The sequence below is a fragment of the Micrococcus luteus genome, from assembly GCF_014138885.1.
GTDB classification, from domain to species: Bacteria; Actinomycetota; Actinomycetes; order Actinomycetales; family Micrococcaceae; genus Micrococcus; species Micrococcus luteus.
In genome coordinates this window covers 2,146,801-2,164,225 of sequence record NZ_JACJIK010000001.1, presented here as the reverse complement: position 1 = coordinate 2,164,225, position 17,425 = coordinate 2,146,801, and the positions used below count along the sequence as shown (strand labels likewise).

The 17,425-nt window shown below is 73.6% G+C and carries 17 protein-coding genes; 6 read left to right on the top strand and 11 right to left on the bottom strand.

Going from position 1 to position 17,425, the window contains the following annotated elements; genetic code table 11:
- Nucleotides 1-88 precede the first annotated feature (88 nt).
- Nucleotides 89-1,696 carry a chaperonin GroEL gene (gene groL, locus HDA34_RS10090; RefSeq protein WP_123244326.1) on the bottom strand — a complete coding sequence of 536 codons (1,608 nt, stop codon included), beginning with the start codon at nucleotides 1,694-1,696 and terminating at the stop codon, nucleotides 89-91.
- Between the two features lie 108 nt (nucleotides 1,697-1,804).
- The gene (groES, locus tag HDA34_RS10085) at nucleotides 1,805-2,101 is read right to left on the bottom strand and encodes a co-chaperone GroES (protein WP_002857590.1); all 297 of its coding nucleotides are present in this window, start codon (nucleotides 2,099-2,101) and stop codon (nucleotides 1,805-1,807) included.
- A 641-nt stretch (nucleotides 2,102-2,742) separates the two neighbouring features.
- Between groES and HDA34_RS10080 the strand changes: the two genes are divergently transcribed.
- Nucleotides 2,743-3,720, top strand: coding sequence for a hypothetical protein (locus HDA34_RS10080; RefSeq protein WP_036315903.1), 978 nt, complete (start codon nucleotides 2,743-2,745; stop codon nucleotides 3,718-3,720).
- 205 nt (nucleotides 3,721-3,925) lie between these two features.
- Here HDA34_RS10080 and HDA34_RS10075 read toward each other — a convergent pair whose 3' ends face one another.
- The 5 genes from HDA34_RS10075 to HDA34_RS10055 form a co-directional block, all read right to left on the bottom strand.
- Nucleotides 3,926-4,681, bottom strand: a complete 756-nt coding sequence (locus tag HDA34_RS10075) for an iron ABC transporter ATP-binding protein (RefSeq protein ID WP_134377076.1) — start codon at nucleotides 4,679-4,681, stop codon at nucleotides 3,926-3,928.
- Nucleotides 4,678-5,766 carry an iron chelate uptake ABC transporter family permease subunit gene (locus HDA34_RS10070; RefSeq protein ID WP_134377077.1) on the bottom strand — a complete coding sequence of 363 codons (1,089 nt, stop codon included), beginning with the start codon at nucleotides 5,764-5,766 and terminating at the stop codon, nucleotides 4,678-4,680. The genes HDA34_RS10075 and HDA34_RS10070 overlap by 4 nt, the downstream gene beginning before the upstream one ends.
- A complete protein-coding gene (locus tag HDA34_RS10065) occupies nucleotides 5,759-6,817 on the bottom strand; it encodes an ABC transporter permease (protein ID WP_080981700.1) in 1,059 nt (352 codons plus the stop codon). Before HDA34_RS10065 ends, HDA34_RS10070 begins: the two co-directional genes overlap by 8 nt.
- A complete protein-coding gene (locus tag HDA34_RS10060; protein ID WP_123244478.1) occupies nucleotides 6,814-7,878 on the bottom strand; it encodes a siderophore ABC transporter substrate-binding protein in 1,065 nt (354 codons plus the stop codon). Before HDA34_RS10060 ends, HDA34_RS10065 begins: the two co-directional genes overlap by 4 nt.
- A gap of 170 nt (nucleotides 7,879-8,048) precedes the next feature.
- Entirely contained in the window at nucleotides 8,049-9,380 is a 1,332-nt protein-coding gene (locus tag HDA34_RS10055; RefSeq protein ID WP_134377078.1) for a THUMP-like domain-containing protein, read from the bottom strand.
- A gap of 69 nt (nucleotides 9,381-9,449) precedes the next feature.
- On the opposite strand from HDA34_RS10055, the gene HDA34_RS10050 reads away from it, so the two are divergent.
- The 5 genes from HDA34_RS10050 to HDA34_RS10030 all read left to right on the top strand — a co-directional run bounded on the left by HDA34_RS10050 (nucleotide 9,450) and on the right by HDA34_RS10030 (nucleotide 14,460).
- Nucleotides 9,450-10,646 carry a glutamate--cysteine ligase gene (locus HDA34_RS10050; RefSeq protein WP_123243869.1) on the top strand — a complete coding sequence of 399 codons (1,197 nt, stop codon included), beginning with the start codon at nucleotides 9,450-9,452 and terminating at the stop codon, nucleotides 10,644-10,646.
- Between the two features lie 82 nt (nucleotides 10,647-10,728).
- Complete coding sequence (locus HDA34_RS10045; RefSeq protein ID WP_123243870.1) at nucleotides 10,729-11,904, top strand: zinc-dependent alcohol dehydrogenase; 1,176 nt, start codon at nucleotides 10,729-10,731, stop codon at nucleotides 11,902-11,904.
- Nucleotides 11,901-12,932, top strand: coding sequence for an NAD-dependent epimerase/dehydratase family protein (locus HDA34_RS10040; protein WP_036315887.1), 1,032 nt, complete (start codon nucleotides 11,901-11,903; stop codon nucleotides 12,930-12,932). Before HDA34_RS10045 ends, HDA34_RS10040 begins: the two co-directional genes overlap by 4 nt.
- 5 nt (nucleotides 12,933-12,937) lie before the next feature.
- The gene (locus tag HDA34_RS10035) at nucleotides 12,938-13,432 is read left to right on the top strand and encodes a transglycosylase SLT domain-containing protein (RefSeq protein ID WP_123243871.1); all 495 of its coding nucleotides are present in this window, start codon (nucleotides 12,938-12,940) and stop codon (nucleotides 13,430-13,432) included.
- Entirely contained in the window at nucleotides 13,429-14,460 is a 1,032-nt protein-coding gene (locus tag HDA34_RS10030) for a cation diffusion facilitator family transporter (protein WP_134377079.1), read from the top strand. The genes HDA34_RS10035 and HDA34_RS10030 overlap by 4 nt, the downstream gene beginning before the upstream one ends.
- Nucleotides 14,461-14,468: 8 nt before the next feature.
- Here HDA34_RS10030 and HDA34_RS10025 read toward each other — a convergent pair whose 3' ends face one another.
- Genes HDA34_RS10025 through tsaB form a run of 4 tightly spaced genes read right to left on the bottom strand, consistent with a single transcriptional unit; the run spans nucleotide 14,469 to nucleotide 17,423 of the window.
- Entirely contained in the window at nucleotides 14,469-14,999 is a 531-nt protein-coding gene (locus tag HDA34_RS10025; RefSeq protein WP_123243872.1) for a hypothetical protein, read from the bottom strand.
- A gap of 50 nt (nucleotides 15,000-15,049) precedes the next feature.
- Nucleotides 15,050-16,141, bottom strand: a complete 1,092-nt coding sequence (tsaD, locus tag HDA34_RS10020; RefSeq protein ID WP_049160281.1) for a tRNA (adenosine(37)-N6)-threonylcarbamoyltransferase complex transferase subunit TsaD — start codon at nucleotides 16,139-16,141, stop codon at nucleotides 15,050-15,052.
- Between the two features lie 26 nt (nucleotides 16,142-16,167).
- The gene (locus HDA34_RS10015; RefSeq protein WP_123243873.1) at nucleotides 16,168-16,755 is read right to left on the bottom strand and encodes a GNAT family N-acetyltransferase; all 588 of its coding nucleotides are present in this window, start codon (nucleotides 16,753-16,755) and stop codon (nucleotides 16,168-16,170) included.
- Complete coding sequence (gene tsaB, locus HDA34_RS10010; RefSeq protein ID WP_044659434.1) at nucleotides 16,752-17,423, bottom strand: tRNA (adenosine(37)-N6)-threonylcarbamoyltransferase complex dimerization subunit type 1 TsaB; 672 nt, start codon at nucleotides 17,421-17,423, stop codon at nucleotides 16,752-16,754. Before tsaB ends, HDA34_RS10015 begins: the two co-directional genes overlap by 4 nt.
- Between the last annotated feature and the right edge of the window lie 2 nt (nucleotides 17,424-17,425).

Here is a 17,425-nt window from a genome sequence, read left to right as displayed (position 1 = left end):
CGTCTCCCGCCCGCACGACGACGGCCCCTCACCCGGGCGGGCGAGGGGCCGTCGTCGTCGACCGGCCGCGTCAAGGCCGACTCAGGGGTCAATGCTGGTGGTCGGCCTCGTCCTCCTCGGCGGGCTTGTCCGCCACGAGGGTCTCGGTGGTCAGCACGAGGGCCGCGATGGAGGCGGCGTTGGCCAGCGCGGAGCGGGTCACCTTGACCGGGTCGATCACGCCGTCGGCGATCAGGTCGCCGTAGACGCCGGTCTTCGCGTTGAAGCCGTGGTTCGGCTCCAGCTCGGCGACCTTGGAGACCACCACGTAGCCGTCCTCGCCCGCGTTCTGGGCGATCCAGCGCAGCGGCTGCTTCAGGGCCTTGCGGACGATGTCCACGCCCACGGCGGCGTCGCCGGTCAGGGCCTGGACGTCGGCGTCGGTGTCGAGCGCGGTCAGCGCGTTGATGAGCGCGGTGCCGCCGCCGGCCACGATGCCCTCCTCGAGGGCGGCGCGGGTCGAGGACACGGCGTCCTCGATGCGGTGCTTGCGCTCCTTGAGCTCCACCTCGGTGGCGGCGCCCACGCGGATCACGCCGATGCCGCCGGAGAGCTTGGCGAGGCGCTCCTGGAGCTTCTCGCGGTCCCAGTCGGAGTCGGTCGCGGCGGCCTCGGCCTTGATCTGGGCGACCCGGGCCTCGACGTCCTCGGCCGCACCGCCGCCGTCGACGATGGTGGTCTCGTCCTTGGTGACGGTGATGCGGCGGGCGGAGCCGAGCACGTCCAGGTCGGCCTGCTCGAGCTTCATGCCGAGGTCCGGGGAGACGACCTGGGCGCCGGTGAGGATCGCGATGTCCTGCATCATGGCCTTGCGGCGGTCGCCGAAGCCCGGGGCCTTGACGGCCACGACGTTCAGGGTGCCGCGGATCTTGTTGACCACGAGGGTGGACAGGGCCTCGCCCTCGACGTCCTCGGCGATCACGAACAGCGGCTTGTTGGCCTGCAGGACCTTCTCCAGCAGGGGCAGCAGCTCCTGCACGTTGGAGATCTTGCCCGAGTTGATCAGGACGTAGGCGTCCTCGAGCACGGCCTCCTGACGCTCGGCGTCGGTGACCATGTACGGGGACAGGAAGCCCTTGTCGAACTGCATGCCCTCGGTGACGTCCAGCTCGGTGGAGGTCGTGGAGGACTCCTCGATGGTGATGACGCCGTCGGTGCCGACCGTGTCGAACGCGCGGGCCAGCAGCTCGCCGACCTCGTCGTTCTGGGCCGAGATGGCGGCCACGTGGGCCACCTCCTGGCCCTCGACCGGGCGGGCGTTCTCCTGCAGGCGCCGCTCGACGGCGGCCACGGCCACCTCGATGCCCTTCTTGACCTCGCCCGGCGCGGCGCCGGCGGCGACCTGGCGCATACCCTCGTTCACGAGGGCCTGGGCCAGCACGGTGGCGGTGGTGGTGCCGTCGCCCGCGATGTCGTTGGTCTTGGTGGCGACCTCCTTGGCGAGCTGGGCGCCCATGTTCTCGTACGGGTCCTCCAGCTCCACCTCACGGGCGATCGTGACGCCGTCGTTGGTGATGGTGGGGGCGCCCCACGCCTTGTCGAGCACCACGTTGCGACCCTTGGGGCCGAGGGTGACCTTGACGGTGTCGGCGAGCTTGTCGATGCCGGCCTGGAGGGCGCGGCGTGCGTCGTCGTTGAAAGCCAGCTGCTTGGCCATGACGGACGCTCCTTTCGTTCAGGGAGTCAGGGGGTGCGGGGACGCGAGGGGCCCGGGGCGCGCGCACCGGTGCGGTGCGCGCCGCTCACCGGGCCCGTCGCGGCGGGGTCACTTGGTGACGACGGCCAGCACGTCGCGGGCGGAGAGCACCAGGTACTCCTCGCCGCCGACCTTGACCTCGGTGCCGCCGTACTTGGAGTACAGCACCACGTCACCCTCGGCGACGTCGACCGGCACGCGGTTGCCGTTCTCGGCGACCCGGCCCGGGCCCACGGCCACGACCTGGCCCTCCTGCGGCTTCTCCTTGGCGGTGTCCGGGATCACGAGGCCCGACGCGGTGGTCTGCTCGGCCTCCAGGGGGCGGACAACGATGCGATCCTCAAGGGGCTTGATGGAGACAGACATGCTGCACACTCCTTCTTCGTCGACGTGCGGCTCCGGCGGGCTCGCCGGACCGCTGATGCTGTGGTCTGCGGGTGCGCCACGGGCGTCAGACCCTCCGTCGTCGCGGTGCCGGACGGTCCACCTCGGGCATTGGCACCCGGTACCCCCGAGTGCCAGTGCCCACTCTACTCCGGGTTCTGGCACTCCTTCAACATGAGTGCCAGCCGTGTCCCCGCCGTCCGCCGTGGGCGGAGGGCGCGGGGCGCGGTGCGGTGGGATGCCGTGGGGCGGCGGGCGGGGCGGGTTCCGGGCCCGGGCCCGGGAGCATACGGAGTGGTCACGACTGCGGCCCGCAACCTGTCCCTCCCCCACTCCCCGCCCTCCCCCCTCCCCCCTCCGTGGGCAGAAACCACACCCCCGCCCATCGCGTGGGCAGCATCCGCAGGTTTTCGATCTCCGTGGGCAGAAGCGCCCTCTCTTCTGCCCACGGATGTTGCGTGGGCGGAACTCCTCGCAGTTCTGCCCACCGAGCCATGACGACGTCGTCCCGGCGGGACAACCGGCCGCCGCCGAGTCCTGCACAGCCGGCCCACCCCGCGCCGGTGTGCACAGACACGCGGCCCGCCCGGCCGTCGTCAGGCCGACCGCGTCAAGGTCGACCCATGTCCTTCGCCCCCGATCTCCCCCTCGTCCCCGTCTTCACCACCCGCGACGTGCTCGAACGCGGTCTGCCGCCCAGCCGGGTGCGGCGGTCCGACGTCCTCCGCCTCGCCCGCGGCATCCACCGTCGCCGTGACATGCCGCTGCGCACCTGGGAGTCTGCCGGGCTCCCGCCGCCGCACCACGGGGTCGGCCTCGACCTGCTGACCGCCCTCCTGCGGTCCCGTCCCGACGCCGTTCTCTCCCACGAGACGGCGGCGCACCTCCACGGCCTCCCGCTTCCCCCGGGCGGGGCCACGCGACGCGCCGCCGTCGAGATCACGTTGCACCGCGGCACCGCACGGGCGCGGATCCCCGGCGTCATGGAGCACCGCAGACCCCTGCCCGCCGGCCACGTCACCTCCGTGCTCGGGCTACGGGTGACGACGCCGGAACGGACCTGGCTCGATCTGTGCTCGATCGGCCACCCCTGGGACGAGGCATCCCTCGTGTCGGCGGGTGACCACCTGGTCCGTCACCCCTGGTCCCCGCGCGGCCGGCGGCCTCCCATCACCACGGTCACCGCGCTGCACGAGGCGATGCGGCCGCTCGGGCGGTTCGTCGGAAGACCGCGGGCGACGGCGGCGCTCGAGCGCGTACGGGTGGGTGCCGACTCGCCGCAGGAGACCCGGCTGAGGCTGGCGCTCGTCGAGGCGGGGCTGGGCGAGCCGACGCTGCAGCACGTGTTCGACCCCGGGCGGCGGGACGCCCCCGAGGCCGATCTGTGGTTCGAGGACTGCCGGCTCGTCCTCCAGTACGACGGCGAGGTGCACCGGAGTGCCGAGCAACACGCCCGGGACGCCCGGCGAGACCAGTACTACGCGGAGCGTGGGCAGATGACCCTGCACGTCACGAGCCGGGACGTCGGCGAGGGATACGCGCGGGTGATCGAGGCCGTCCTCAGACGACGGGCACAGGTCTCGAACGGCTGGGATGCCTGACGTCGTCGTCGCGTATGGCCCTGCCGTCCATGCGCAGGGGTTCCGTGGGCAGAAGCGAGGGTGCTTCTGCCCACGGAACCTGGAAACACGCGGGTTCTGCCCCCGGAAGGCGAGACCCGGCGGGTTCTGCCCACGGAACGCTCGCGTCGGCCGGGCACCCGACCCCCGCCCGGACCGACCCGGGCCGGCCTCACCGTCGCCCCGCTCAGTAGTACACGGCCAGCGGCCCGTGCGGTCCGTCCACCACGCTGCAGGGGGTCTTGAAGATCCGCTCCAGCACCTCAGGGCACAGGATCTCGGCCGGGGTGCCGGTCTCCACCACCTGGCCGTCGCCCATGGCCACGATCCGGTCGGCGTAGTGGGCGGCGAAGTTGATGTCGTGCAGCACGATCACCACGGTCCGGCCCAGCTCGTCGGCGGCCCGGCGCAACTGCTGCATCATCTGCACCGAATGCTGCATGTCCAGGTTGTTCAGCGGCTCGTCCAGCAGCACGTACTCGGTGTTCTGCGCCAGCACCATCGCCACGTACGCGCGCTGCCGCTGGCCGCCCGAGAGCTGGTCGAGGTACCGGTTCTCGAACGGGCCGAGGTTGAGGAAGTCGATCGCGTCGGACACGTGCCGCTCGTCCTCCAGGGTCAGCCGGCCGCGCGTGTACGGGTAGCGCCCGAACCCCACGAGCTGTCGCACGGTCAGCCGCGTCACGAAGTGGTTCTCCTGCCGCAGGATGGACAGGGTCTGCGCGATCCTCCGGGACGGCGTCGTGGTGATGTCGTGCCCGCCCACGGCGATCGTCCCGGCGTCGGCGTCCTGCAGCCGGCCGATCATCGTCAGCAGCGTGGACTTGCCCGCCCCGTTGGGCCCCACGAGCGCGGTCACTCCCCCGGCCTGGATGTCCAGGTCCACGGGCCCGATGCACACCTCGTCGCTGTGGCGCTTCACCACGCCGCGCAGCTCGATCACAGACGTCCCTTTCTCATCACGACGACCAGGAAGGTGATGCCGCCGATCAGCTCGATGACCACCGTGACCGCACCCCCCGCGTAGAACACGTGCCGCAGCACGAAGTAGGCGCTCGTGAGCACCGCGTACCCGGCCAGCGCCGCCACCGGGAGGATGAACCGGTGGTCGTGGGTGTCGACGAGGCTGTACGCCAGCGTCGCCACGAGGAAGCCGAGGAACGTCATCGGGCCCACGAGCGCGGTGGTCATGGCCATCAGCACGGAGACCAGCAGCAGCGTCACCATGAGCTCGCGCCGGTGGTGCAGGCCCAGGTTGGTCGCGGCGTCGGCGCCGAGCGCCACCGTGTTCAGGCGGCGGGAGCGCAGCCACAGCAGCGCGCACACGACGACGGCGATGGGCGCGGCGATCGCCACGTACTCGGTCCGGGCGTTCGAGATGTTGCCGAAGAGCCGCGCGCTCAGCAGGTCGAACGAGTTCGGGTCCAGCAGTCGCTGCATGAACGTGCTCAGCGCGGCCAGCCCGCCGCCCAGCACCACGCCCACGAGCAGCATCAGATGGACGCTGCCGTAGGGCCGGGAGAGCAGCCACGAGTACAGGGCCGTCGCCAGCGCCACCATGAGCGCGGCCTGGGCGAGGAACGGCCCCACCCCGGTCAGCACCGCGACGCCCGCGGCCCCCAGCACGTACACGGCGGCGGTCGACACGGCGGTGTAGAGCGCCTCGAACCCCATGATCGAGGGCGTGATGATGCGGTTGCCCGTCACCGTGTGGAAGCTGACGGTCGCGAAGGAGTGGCACAGCGCCACGATGCCGATCACGCCCAGGGACTCCACGCGCATCCGCGCGATCATCCAGAACGCGCGCGAACCGGGTTCGGCCCCGTTGCCCCAGAGCAGGACCCCGGCGGTGGAGAGCACGGCGACGACGGCCAGCACCGCGACGACGACCGCATACCTCCGGCGGTCGGCGGCGGTGACGAACGCGCCGGACCGGCGCGGGGCGTCGGCGTCGACGGGCCCGGCCGCGGTGGCGCCGCCGGGCGGGGCGGGGATGCGACCCGGGGCGGTCGCGAGCGGCTCAACCATGCTTGGCCTGCCTCAGCAGCAGGGCGAGGAACACGATCGCGCCCACGAGGCCCAGGATCAGCGAGATGGGCACCTCGAACGGGGCGATCACGGTGCGCCCGATCAGGTCGCAGACGATCACGATCCACACGCCGACCATGACCACCCAGGGCAGGTTCGTGCGCAGGTTGTCGCCACGGACCATGGACACGAGGTTGGGGACCACGAGCCCCAGGAACGGGAGGGCCCCGATCACCACGGTGACCACCCCGGTGGCCACGGCCACCATGGCCACGCCGGTGAGGATCACGGCGTCGTAGTTGAGGCCGACGTTCGTGGCGACGTCCTTGCCGAGGCCGGCCACGGTGAAGCGGTCCGCGATGACGAAGACCGCCACGCACACGATCAGCACGAGGAAGAGCAGCTCATACCGGCCGCGGACCACGGAGGTGAACGAGCCCGCGAACCACGCGCCCACCTGCTGCAGCATGTCCGTCTGGAGGGCGAGGAACGTCGAGGCGGCGCCCACGACGGCGCCGAGCATGATGCCCACGATCGGCACGATGAGGGAGGACTGCAGGCGCACACGCCGCAGGAAGAGGAAGAACACGAGGGTGCCGACGAAGGCGAAGAGGATGGCCCCGGCCATCCGGGTCACCAGGCCCGCCCCCGGCACGAGCACCATGGTCACCAGCAGGCCGAGACCGGCCCACTCGGTGGTGCCCGTGGTGCTGGGCTCCACGAAGCGGTTCTGCGTCATGAGCTGCATGATCAGCCCGCACATCGCCATCGAGGCGCCGGCCAGCACGAGGGCGACCGTGCGCGGCACGCGCGTGATGGCGAACATCTCGCGTCCGCCCTCCGCGCCGACGTCGTACACGCCCACGAACAGCGAGACCACGACGAGGGCCGCGGTCACCACGACGCCGACCAGCAGCGGCCAGGTGCGCTGCCAGCGGGTGCGCTCGGGCCGCAGGACGGCGGGCGGGACCCAGCACACGCGGTCGCCCCGCCCCGGCTCCTCGAGCCGGGGCGGGGCGTCGGCGACGTGGTGACGCACGTCGAGGATCACTGCGCGCCTTCGAAGGCCTTCGCGAGGTCCTCCATGACGGTGGTGTGGTTCTGGATGTCCTCGGCGACGTAGAAGTCGGCGGGCAGGTAGACGATGTTGCCCTCCTTCACCGCGGTCACGTCCTGGAGGGCCTCGGAGCGCTCGATCAGCTCGGCGGCGGTGGCGTTCTCCTCGCCGATGGCGGCGTCGCGGTCCATGACGATCAGCCAGTCCGGGTTCGACTTCGCGATGGCCTCGACGGAGATGTCGTCGCCCTGGTGGTTGTCGGTGCCCGACTGCTCGAGGGCCGGGGTCAGGCCCAGCATGTCGAAGAACGGGCCGATGGCGCGACCGGTGCTGGGCGCGACGTACGACAGCTCGCCGCCCGAGGCGATGAGGCCCATGACGGTCTGCTCGGGGTTGTAGGCGTCCTTGGCGCGCTGGGTGGCGGCGTCGAAGTCGGCGATGAGCTTCTCGGCATCGGCCTCGTGGCCGGTGGCCTCGCCCAGCAGGGTGGTCAGCTCCTTCAGGCCCTCGTCCATGGGGGTCTGCGTGACGTCGAAGTCCGTGTCCACGACGGCGGCGTCGCCGGTCAGCTCGTCGATCTCGGCCTTGCGCTCGTTGAACCGCTGGCCGTTGAACACGACGTCCGGCTCGGCCGTGACGAACAGCTCCATGTCCGGCTCCCGGTGGTTGCCGATGTCGGCGACCGAGTCGTCCTGGAGGTAGGAGGGCCCGCCCTCGCCCTTGTACATGATCTGCTTCGGCGCGGCAGACAGCTCGACGCCCCAGTCGTCCAGGGTGCGGAAGATGCGGTTGTCCGTGGCGATGACGGAGTCGACCTCCTCCGGCAGGGTGACCTCGGCGCCGGACATGTCGGTGACGGTGACCCCGGTCGCGATGCCGCCCGAGGCGGCCGAGGAGCCGCCGGCGGCGCTCGCGGAGGCCGATGACTCGCCGGAGGCGCTCGCGGAGGACGAGCCCGTGGCCGCGCCGCCGGCGGAGCAGCCGACGAGGGCGAGGGCCGCCACCGAGGTCAGGGCGAAACGGGCGAGGCGGGGGGCGCTGACGGAACGCGGCATGGTTCTCCTTCTGGGCGGCGGGGCTGCCCCGGGATGAGCAGTCGGGGTGGTGGGCGCGCTCCCGTGGAGGTGAGCCTTGCCTCAGTCGAATACCGTACACGAGGGTGCCGTAATCCCCCAACGGGGGTTCGACGGCTCCCGCCGCCCGGGGCCCGCGGCCTCGAGCCCCGTCAGTCCAACGGCGTCACCTCGAGGGCGAACCGCGACCGACCCACGCGCGCCAGCACGAGGGTGGCGTGCCGTCCGGCCCCGCCACGCCGGCCCGGCTTCGCCCCGCCGAGGACGGCGCGACGCACCTCCTCGGGCGTCTCGCGGATGCCCCGCTTCTTCACGTCCAGCCGGCCCACCCCGGTCTCCTTCGCCCAGCGCCGCAGGGAGGCCAGGTGGAAGCCGTGCACCGCCTCGATCCGATGGGCGCGGGCCAGGCCGTCGTGCACGGGCTCGGGCGCGACGAGGTAGGCCAGGTGGGGGTCCAGCTGCCGCGTCGGCACGGGCCAGGACACGGCCAGGTCCGTCACGAGTCCGGCCCGGATGACCGCGCCGTCCGGCTCGTGCAGGACCGCGCCGACGAGCCCTGCCATGCCCTCCTCCCCCACGGCCTCGACCTCGGGCGAGTCGCCGAAGTCCGCGCCGGAGACGAGCTGCGCCGTCGTCGTCTCCCCACCCCGGACGGTCATGACGCGCGCCGCCCGCCGCACCCCGGGGCGGGCCGCCGCGTTGAACCACAGGGCGGCCTCCACGACGTCGCCGTCGATGCTCACCCACTCGGCCTCGGCGCCCTCCGGCACGGCCTCGTGCGGAAGCCCCGGGCCGAGCTTGACCCCGACCGGCACGCCCGTCGCGGCGATGTCCGTCACGACGCTCAGGGGCGGGGAGAACGCCTCGGGGTCGAACACGCGCGCGGACCCGCCCCCGCCGACCTGACGGCGGGCGGGGTCCAGCCACACCGCGTCCGCCTCGGCGGGCACGTGGGCGCGGGCCCAGGCCACGGCGTCGCCGTGCACCACACGCGCACCGCGGTGGCCGGCGAGGTTCACCTCGGCGGCCGCGGCGACGACGGCGTCCCGCTCCACCGCCACGACGTCCAGGCCCCGGTCGGCGAAGGCGCGCGCGTCCAGGCCGAGACCGCAGCCGAGGTCGGCGACGCGCCGGGCCCCCGCGGCCGCCAGCCGGTCCGCGTGCAGGCCCGCGACCAGCGGGCGGGTGGCCTGCTCCAGGCCGTCGCGGGTGAACAGCATCCGGCGCGCCTGCCGCCCGAGGCGGGCCTCCGCCCGGGACCGCAGCGCGGCCTGGGTCAGCGCGGCGGCCACGCGCTCCGGAGGATGCCCGGCCGCACGCAGGCGGGAGGAGACCGCGAGCGCGTCGGCCTCGCGGTACCCGGCGAGGGAGTCGAGCAGCGCGCGGCCCCCCGGCTCGAGGACGGGGGCCAGGGCGGTGGCGTCCGCCTCCGAGGCGGCGGCCGTGGGGCGCGGCGGGCGGGAGGCGGGGCGGGGGCGGGCCATGCGCCCCACCCTAGGTCCGAAGCGTGGACACCGGGCACAGACCGGGCCGGGGCTTCTAGGATGGGCGGCATGACTCTGCCCTTCGCCGACTCCGCGCAGTCCACTCTCGGAATCGAGTGGGAGCTCGCGCTCGTGGATGCCGTGTCCGGCGAGCTGCGCTCCGAGGCCCCGGACCTGCTGCGCACCCTGCATGCGGCCGAGGGCCTCGCCGAAGACGACGTGAACCCGCACATGACCAGCGAGCTCCTGCAGAACACGGTGGAGCTCGTCACGGGCGTGCACGAGCGCGTCGACGCCGCGACGGCGGACCTCGGCCGGATCGCCGCGCGCGTGGCCGACGCCGCGGCTGCGCGGGGCATCTCCCTGTTCTGCCAGGGCACGCACCCGTTCGCGGAAGCGATCGCGCAGCCCTCGACGCCCAGTGAGCGCTACGACCGCATGCTGGATCTCACCCAGTACTGGGGTCGGCAGCTGCTGATCTTCGGCGTGCACGTGCACGTGGGCCTGGACGACGTCTCCAAGGCCATGCCGGTGGTGAACGGCCTGGTCAACCGCGTGCCGCACCTGCTCGCACTCTCGGCCTCGTCCCCCTTCTGGGCGGGCACGGACACGGGCTACCAGTCCCAGCGCACCCTCCTGTTCCAGCAGCTGCCCACGGCCGGCCTGCCGTTCCAGTTCCAGGAGTGGGAGGGCTTCGAGCGCTGCGTGGCCCAGATGGAGCAGGTGGGCATGATCGCGGACGTCACCGAGTGCCGCTGGGACGTGCGGGCCGTGCCCCGCCTGGGCACGGTGGAGATGCGCGCGTGCGACGGCCTGGCCACGCTCGAGGAGATCGCCGCCGTGACCGCCTACACGCAGTGCCTCGTGGATGACCTGTCCGCGAGCCTGGAGCGCGGTGAGACGGTCGAGGTCCTGCCGCCGTGGCACGTGCAGGAGAACAAGTGGCGCGCCGCCCGGTACGGCATGGACGCCACCGTGATCGTGGACGCCCGGGGCACCCAGGTCCCGCTGGCGGAGCACCTGCCGGCGGAGATCGAGCGACTGACCCCGGTCGCCGAGCGGCTGGGCTGCGCGGCGGAGCTCGCCGGCGTCCAGGCGATGATCGACGACGGTGGCGCCGCGCGTCAGCGTCGCGTGGAGGCACAGGCCCTGGCCGGCCCGCCGGCCGCGGGTGAGGACACGGATGACGCGGTGGCCCCGTTGCGCGCGGTCGTGCTGGACGCCGCCGCCCGCACCCGCGCGTCGCTGGACGGCCGCACCGGCTGAGCGGCCGCTCCCCCGGCGAGGTGGCGGCCCTGCCGCGTCTCCATGCTTCCCCCGGCCCGTCCGGCGCGTCTACGGTCGCACCATGCGAGCACTCACATGGCAGGGAAAGCGCAACGTCGCCGTCGAGGACGTCCCGGATCCGCGGATCCAGGAGCCGACGGACGCGATCATCGAGGTCACCTCGACCGGCATCTGCGGGTCGGACCTGCATCTGTACGAGGTCCTGGGGCCGTTCATGGACGCGGGGGACGTGATCGGCCACGAGCCGATGGGCATCGTCCGCGAGGTCGGGTCCGAGGTCACCCACATCCGGCCCGGTGACCGGGTGGTCGTGCCCTTCACCATCTCCTGCGGGCGGTGCTGGATGTGTCAGCGCGGGCTGCAGTCCCAGTGCGAGACCACCCAGGTGCGGGAGCAGGGCTCCGGCGCCGCACTCTTCGGCTACTCCCGGCTCTACGGCTCCGTCCCCGGCGGGCAGGCCGAGCTGCTGCGCGTGCCCCACGCGGACTACGGCCCCGTGAAGGTGCCGCACACCGGCCCGGATGAGCAGTGGCTGTTCCTCTCGGACGTCGTCCCCACCGCCTGGCAGGGGGTCCAGTACGCGAACGTCCCCGACGGCGGCACGCTCGCGGTGCTCGGCCTCGGCCCCATCGGCCAGCTGGCGGCACGCATCGGCGTGCACCTGGGGTACCGGGTGATCGGCGTCGACCCGGTCCCCGAGCGCCGCGCGATGGCGGCCCGGCACGGCATCGAGGTCCTGGACGCCGACGGCGGCGAGGCCGAGGTGCTCCGCGAGCGCACCGGCGGCCGCGGCCCCGACGGGGTCGTGGACGCGGTCGGCATGGAGGCGCACGCCTCCCCGGCGGGGCATGCGGCCCACACCGCCGTGGGCCTGCTGCCCGACGCGCTCGGCCGGGCGGCCATGAAGACCGCCGGCGTCGACCGCCTGAGCGCCCTCCACACCGCGATCGACGCGGTCCGGCGTGGCGGCACGGTGTCGCTCTCCGGGGTCTACGGCGGCATGAAGGACCCGATGCCGATGCTCACCCTGTTCGACAAGCAGGTCACCCTGACGATGGGCCAGTGCAACGTCCGTCGCTGGGTGGACGACCTGCTGCCCCTGCTCGACGACCCGTCCGACCCCCTCGGCGTGCTCGACCTGACCACGCACACCGCCCCGCTCGAGGACGCGCCCGCCCTCTATGAGACGTTCCAGAAGAAGGAGGACGGCTGCATCAAGGTGGTCCTGAAGCCGTGAGGATCGTCGTCCTGGGCGCGACGGGCAACGTCGGCACCGCTGTCCTGCACCGCCTCCAGGCCGCGGACGAGGTGAGCTCGATCGTGGGCGTGAGCCGGCGCGGCCCGGACCGGGCCGGAGCGCCCTACGACGGCGTCGAGTGGCACCGCCTGGACGTGGCGGAGCCCACGGCGGCGGGGCGGCTGCGCGAGATCGTGGCCGGCGCCGACGCCGTCGTCGACCTGGTGTGGGTGATCCGCCCCAACCGCGACCGCGACCACCTGCGCGCCGTCAACGTGGCCGGCAACGAGCGGGTGTTCCGGGCCGTGGCCGAGGCGGGCGTGCCCCACCTGGTCTACGCGTCCTCGGTGGGCGCGTACGGGCCCGGGCCGAAGGGCCGCGCCGTGCCCGAGTCCCATCCCACCACCGGGGTCCCCACCTCGCACTACGCCGCGCAGAAGGCCGAGGTCGAGTCGATCCTCGACCGCGTGCAGGCCGAGCACCCCGAGCTGCTCGTGACCCGGCTGCGCCCCGGGCTGATCTTCCAGTCCGCCGCCGGGCCCGAGATCAAGGACTACTTCCTGGGCGACCTCGTCCCCGCCCGGCTGGTCGCCCGCCTGCGCACTCCGGTGCTCCCGTTCCCGCGGGGCCTGCGATTCCAGGCGCTCACGGCCCAGGACGTGGCGGACGCGTACTGGCGCGTGATCGTCCACCGGGCGGGCGGCGCCTTCAATGTGGCCGCCGACCCCGTGCTGGACGCGCACACCATGGGCACCGTCCTCGGGGCGCGCCGCATCCTGGAGCTGCCCGTGGGCCTATTCCGCGCGGCCGCGGCGCTGAGCTACCGGGCACGGCTGCAGCCCACCGACCCGGGGTGGGTGGACATGGCCGCAGCGGTGCCCATCATGGACACCACGGCCCTGCGCGCCGCGACCGGTTGGTCCGAGACCACCGACGCCCGGGAGGCGGTCCGCCTCGTGCTCGACCATCTCGACGGTGCCGAAGGTCTGGGCAACGCCGGGCACCGCTCGCACTCGCCCACGGAATGAGGGCGATGACCTTCACCCGCCGGGCCGCCCTGACGGGCCTGCTCGGGGGCGCCGCCCTCGGGTTCACCGCCTGCACCTCCTCCGGCTACCCCGCCGACCCGGACGGCACCCTGGACCGCGTCACGGGCGGGGTGCTGCGCGCCGGCGTCGTGCACCACCCGCCCCACGTGGACGCCTCGGGCGCCGAGCCCGTCGGCCCCGAGCCCGACCTGATCCGCGGGTTCGCGGCGGCGCACGACGCACGCGTCGAGTGGACCGTGGCCGGGGAGGAGGCGCTCATGACCGCGCTGGAGAAGGGCGACGTGGACCTGGTGGCCGGCGGCCTGACGTCGGCGTCCCCGTGGACGTCGCACGCGAGCATCACCCGCGACTACGCCGAGGCGGAGGGCCCGGACGGCGAGCCGGTGAAGCTCGTGATGGCCGTGCCCCTGGGTGAGAATCAGATGCTCACGGCCCTCGAGGCGTACTTCGACCAGCGCGCAGCGGAGGAGGCCCGATGACGCGGCGGGACACCCGGGAGACGGGGCCGAGCGGGCGCCGGTTCGGCGCCACGGAGCTGCCCCCGGAGATCGAGCGCGTGGTCCAGCAGGCCAAGCGGCTCGAATGGGCGACGCTGGGGGTGATCGTGGTCACGATCGTCCTCGTGGCGATCGTGATGGGCTCCTCGCAGGCCATGCGGGCCGCGTGGATCGAGGACCTGCTCTCCCTGATCCCACCGATCGTGTTCCTCGTCGCCCTGCGCGTGGCCCGCATGGCCCCGACGCGGGCCCGGCCCTACGGCTCTCACCGGTCCGTCGGGGTGGGGCACCTCGTGGCCGCCGTCGCCCTGTCCGTGATGGGCGTGGTCCTCGTCGGCGACTCCATCCTGGGCCTGGTGACGGCGGAGCACCCGCCCATCGGCACGTTCGACCTGTTCGGGCACACCGTGTGGCAGGGCTGGTTCATGATGGCCGTGATGGCCCTGTCCGTGCCGGGGCCCATGATCCTCGGCCACAAGAAGCTCAGGCTGGCCGAGCAGCTCCACGACCGCGTGCTGTACGCGGACGCGGACATGAACAAGGCGGACTGGCAGACGGGCGTGGCGACCATCGTCGGCGTGGCCGGCATCGGCCTGGGCTGGTGGTGGGCGGACTCCGCTGCGGCGATCTTCGTGGGCGTGAGCATCCTGCTGGACGGCTGGAAGAACCTGAAGGAGGCCGTCACGAACCTGGCGGATCGCCGCGCCGCCACGATCGACGGCGCCCGGCCGCACCCGCTCATCGACCGTGTTGAGCGGGTCGCCTGGGCGGAGCCGTGGGTGCGCCATGCGGGCGCCCGCGTCCGGGATGAGGGCCACGTGTTCCACGTGGAGATGTTCGTGGTGCCGCACGAGGGGGCGGACGTGACGGTGGCCCGCTGCTGCGCGCTGCGGGACGCGATCGCCGCGCTGGACTGGAAGCTGCAGGACGTCGTCGTCGCGCCGGTGGACGAGCTGCCCGCCGAGGTGCACGGCGGTCGGTCCGGGGAGCATCAGACGGGCGAGGAGTAGCCCGGGCCTCAGCCGGCCAGGAACCGTCCCTCGAGGGTGGCGGAGGTGATGCGCTCGACCCCACGCCGCTGCTCCGCGGTCTTCTCACACAGCCCGCGCATCTCCTCCGCGTCGATCGCCGGCAGGTGCGGCGCCAGCTGCTCGAGGACGCGCCACATGGCGAGCTTGGCCTGGAGCATGCCCTGCAGCAGGTCCAGTTCGATCTGCGTCCAGCCGGAGCCGCGCGTGCGCAGCGCGTTCACGGGGTTGAGGCGTCCGCCGACCTCGGCCGCCGCGCCGGCGGCCCGGTCCACCAGCGGGGTGCGGAGACCCAGTTCGCCGATGAGCGCCTCGAGGCGGTCCTGGTCGTCCTGGACGGCGTCGCCGAGGCGGCGCAGCGCGGCCTCCTGCGAGGTGCCGGCCCAGGTCTGCTCGGCGGCGCGGAACGCCTTCACACCGGAGCGGGAGCCGAGCAGGTGCTGATTGAGGAAGTCCTCCAGCATCTGCTCGTCCACGGCGGCGGAGATGGACTCGGGGCGGGGGTGATCATGACCGGTCATGGGCCCTGCCTACGGAACGCGTGGGCGTGGCGGCAAGAGGCCGGGCGCGCTCAGACGCTGACGACCTCGACCGGCTGTCCCGGGTCCGCGCCGAACCACGCGTCGGAGGGGGCGACGCCGTCGCGCACCAGGCGTGCGCCGAGCGCGGCGACCATCGCCCCGTTGTCGGTGCACAGGTTCACGGGCGGGACGGTGAGCTCGATGCCGGCGGAGCGGCACCGGTCGGCGAGCAGGGCGCGCAGGCGCGAGTTCGCCGCGACGCCGCCGCCGAGCATCAGGTGGGTGAGCCCGTGCTCGCGGCAGGCGCGGACGGCCTTGGCGGTGATCACGTCCGCGACGGCCTCCTGGAAGGAGGCGGCGATGTCCGCGCGCGGCACCTCGAGGCCGCGGGCCTCGAACTGCTCCACGGCGCGGGAGACGGCGGTCTTCAGCCCGGAGAAGGACCAGTCGTGCCGGTGCGGGCCGGGCTCCTCGGCGCTGCCGACGAACTTGCCCGCGGTGAGCCCGCGAGGGAAGCGGAAGGCCGTCGGGTCGCCCTGGGCGGCGAGCCGGTCGATCACGGGGCCCCCGGGGTAGCCCGCCCCGATGAGCCGGGCGACCTTGTCGTACGCCTCGCCGGCCGCGTCGTCGATGGTCGAGCCCAGCAGCTCGACCTCGGAGCTGATCCGGCCCACGCGCAGGATCTCGGTGTGCCCGCCGGAGACGAGCAGCGCGCCCAGGTCCGCGGGCAGGTCGTCCCACTGCGCGGGCCGCACGCCGTCCAGCATGCCGACGCCCACGTGCGCCACGAGGTGGTTGATGCCGTAGAGGGGCGTGCCGAGGGCCGTGGCCAGCGCCTTCGCCCCCGCGACCCCCACCATGAGCGCGCCCGCCAGACCCGGGCCGGAGGTGACGGCGATCGCGTCGAGGTCCGCGAGGGTGACGTCGGCGGTGTCCAGCGCGCGGCGGATCGTGGGCACGAGGGCCTCGAGGTGGGCGCGGGCGGCGATCTCCGGGATCACGCCGCCGAAGCGCACGTGCTCCTCCACGGAGGAGGCGACCTCGTGGGCCAGCAGGGCGGTGCCGCGGACGACGCCGACGCCGGTCTCGTCGCAGGAGGACTCGATGCCGAGCACGAGGGGGGCTGCGGTGGCGGTGGGCATGGGCTCCAGTCTAGTGAGCGGCCCGGTCACAGGGCCTTGCGCATGATCACGGCGTCCTCGCCGCCCGGGTAGTAGCGGCGGCGCACATGCAGCTCCTCGAATCCGTGGCGCGCGTAGAGTCGCCGGGCGGCGGCGTTGGAGGCCCGGACCTCGAGCATGAGCGAGCTCGCACCGCGCGCCGCGGCCTCCGCGGCCATCCAGCGCAGCTGGGCCGCCCCGATCCCCCGCCCCTGCGCCGCCGCGACCGTGCCCACGGTCTGCACGTCGGCGACGTCGCCGACCACCATGATCCCGCCGTAGCCGACGATCTCGCCGGGGGCGGGGCCGTCGTCGTCCGCGGAGCCGGGCGCGGGCACGTCGCGGACGACCACGCGGTAGTCCCGGGTGGGCGGGCGGCCGTGCGCGTCCCGTCCGCCGGCGGGGCCGGTCTGGGCGAGCTCCTCCTCGTAGAAGTGCGCGGGCCAGGCGTCGAGCGGGAAGAGGGTGGCCTCGTGGGCGAGCACCTCGGGGATGTCCCACACGGTCATGGGGCGCAGCAGGTATCCGGGCGGCAGCCCGTGCTCGTCCTCGGCGGGGCGCCCGTCGTCGGTCGGGGCCGGCTCGGCCGGGCTCACGCGCCTGCCCGCTTGCGGGGGCCGGGGACCTTGGCGTCGGACTCGCGCAGGTAGAGCGGCTCGGCGGGCACGAGGCCGCGGCCGCGCCGCAGGGCGAGCTCGGCCACCTGCCCCACCCCGACGGCGGACGGCGTGGCCGTCTCCCAGTCCGGCACCGCGCGCAGCGCCTCGGGGTAGAGCCCGGCCCCCGCGCCGTAGACGGGCAGCGGGGTGACCTCGTCCGCCGGCGAGACGAAGGGGCCGTGCAGCAGCGTCGGCTGCCCGCCGACCTGCGCGTAGTGGGCCCAGTAGACCTCGCGGCGGCGGGCGTCCGTGGCGACCACGAACTCCTCGATCCCGTGGCGGAAGGCGTCGACGCCGGCCGCGTGGGCGAGCGCGTCGAGGCTGCGGACCCCGTGCACGGGCACGTCCCACGCCAGGCCGAGGGCGGCCGCGGTCGCCAGACCCGCGCGCAGCCCCGTGAAGGGTCCGGGGCCGACGCCGACCGCGAGCGCGTCCAGCGCGGTGCCGGTGACGCCGGCCTCGCCGAGCACGGTCTGCACCGCGGGGGCGAGCACCTCGGCGTGGGCGTGGGTGTCGTCCGTGGCCCAGTGCGCGAGCTCCTCACCGTCCCGCAGGACGGCGACGGAGGCGGCGGCGGAGGAGTCGATCGCGAGGAGCAGGGCCATGG

What these genes read in the sequence shown, in the direction of transcription:
- groL (WP_123244326.1), bottom strand. Translation starts at nt 1,696, where the DNA reads ATGGCCAAGCAGCTGGCTTTCAACGACGACGCACGCCGCGCCCTCCAG.
- groES (WP_002857590.1), bottom strand. Translation starts at nt 2,101, where the DNA reads ATGTCTGTCTCCATCAAGCCCCTTGAGGATCGCATCGTTGTCCGCCCC.
- HDA34_RS10080 (WP_036315903.1), top strand. Translation starts at nt 2,743, where the DNA reads ATGTCCTTCGCCCCCGATCTCCCCCTCGTCCCCGTCTTCACCACCCGC.
- HDA34_RS10070 (WP_134377077.1), bottom strand. Translation starts at nt 5,766, where the DNA reads ATGGTTGAGCCGCTCGCGACCGCCCCGGGTCGCATCCCCGCCCCGCCC.
- HDA34_RS10060 (WP_123244478.1), bottom strand. Translation starts at nt 7,878, where the DNA reads ATGCCGCGTTCCGTCAGCGCCCCCCGCCTCGCCCGTTTCGCCCTGACC.
- HDA34_RS10055 (WP_134377078.1), bottom strand. Translation starts at nt 9,380, where the DNA reads ATGGCCCGCCCCCGCCCCGCCTCCCGCCCGCCGCGCCCCACGGCCGCC.
- HDA34_RS10050 (WP_123243869.1), top strand. Translation starts at nt 9,450, where the DNA reads ATGACTCTGCCCTTCGCCGACTCCGCGCAGTCCACTCTCGGAATCGAG.
- HDA34_RS10045 (WP_123243870.1), top strand. Translation starts at nt 10,729, where the DNA reads ATGCGAGCACTCACATGGCAGGGAAAGCGCAACGTCGCCGTCGAGGAC.
- HDA34_RS10035 (WP_123243871.1), top strand. Translation starts at nt 12,938, where the DNA reads ATGACCTTCACCCGCCGGGCCGCCCTGACGGGCCTGCTCGGGGGCGCC.
- HDA34_RS10030 (WP_134377079.1), top strand. Translation starts at nt 13,429, where the DNA reads ATGACGCGGCGGGACACCCGGGAGACGGGGCCGAGCGGGCGCCGGTTC.
- HDA34_RS10025 (WP_123243872.1), bottom strand. Translation starts at nt 14,999, where the DNA reads ATGACCGGTCATGATCACCCCCGCCCCGAGTCCATCTCCGCCGCCGTG.
- tsaD (WP_049160281.1), bottom strand. Translation starts at nt 16,141, where the DNA reads ATGCCCACCGCCACCGCAGCCCCCCTCGTGCTCGGCATCGAGTCCTCC.
- tsaB (WP_044659434.1), bottom strand. Translation starts at nt 17,423, where the DNA reads ATGGCCCTGCTCCTCGCGATCGACTCCTCCGCCGCCGCCTCCGTCGCC.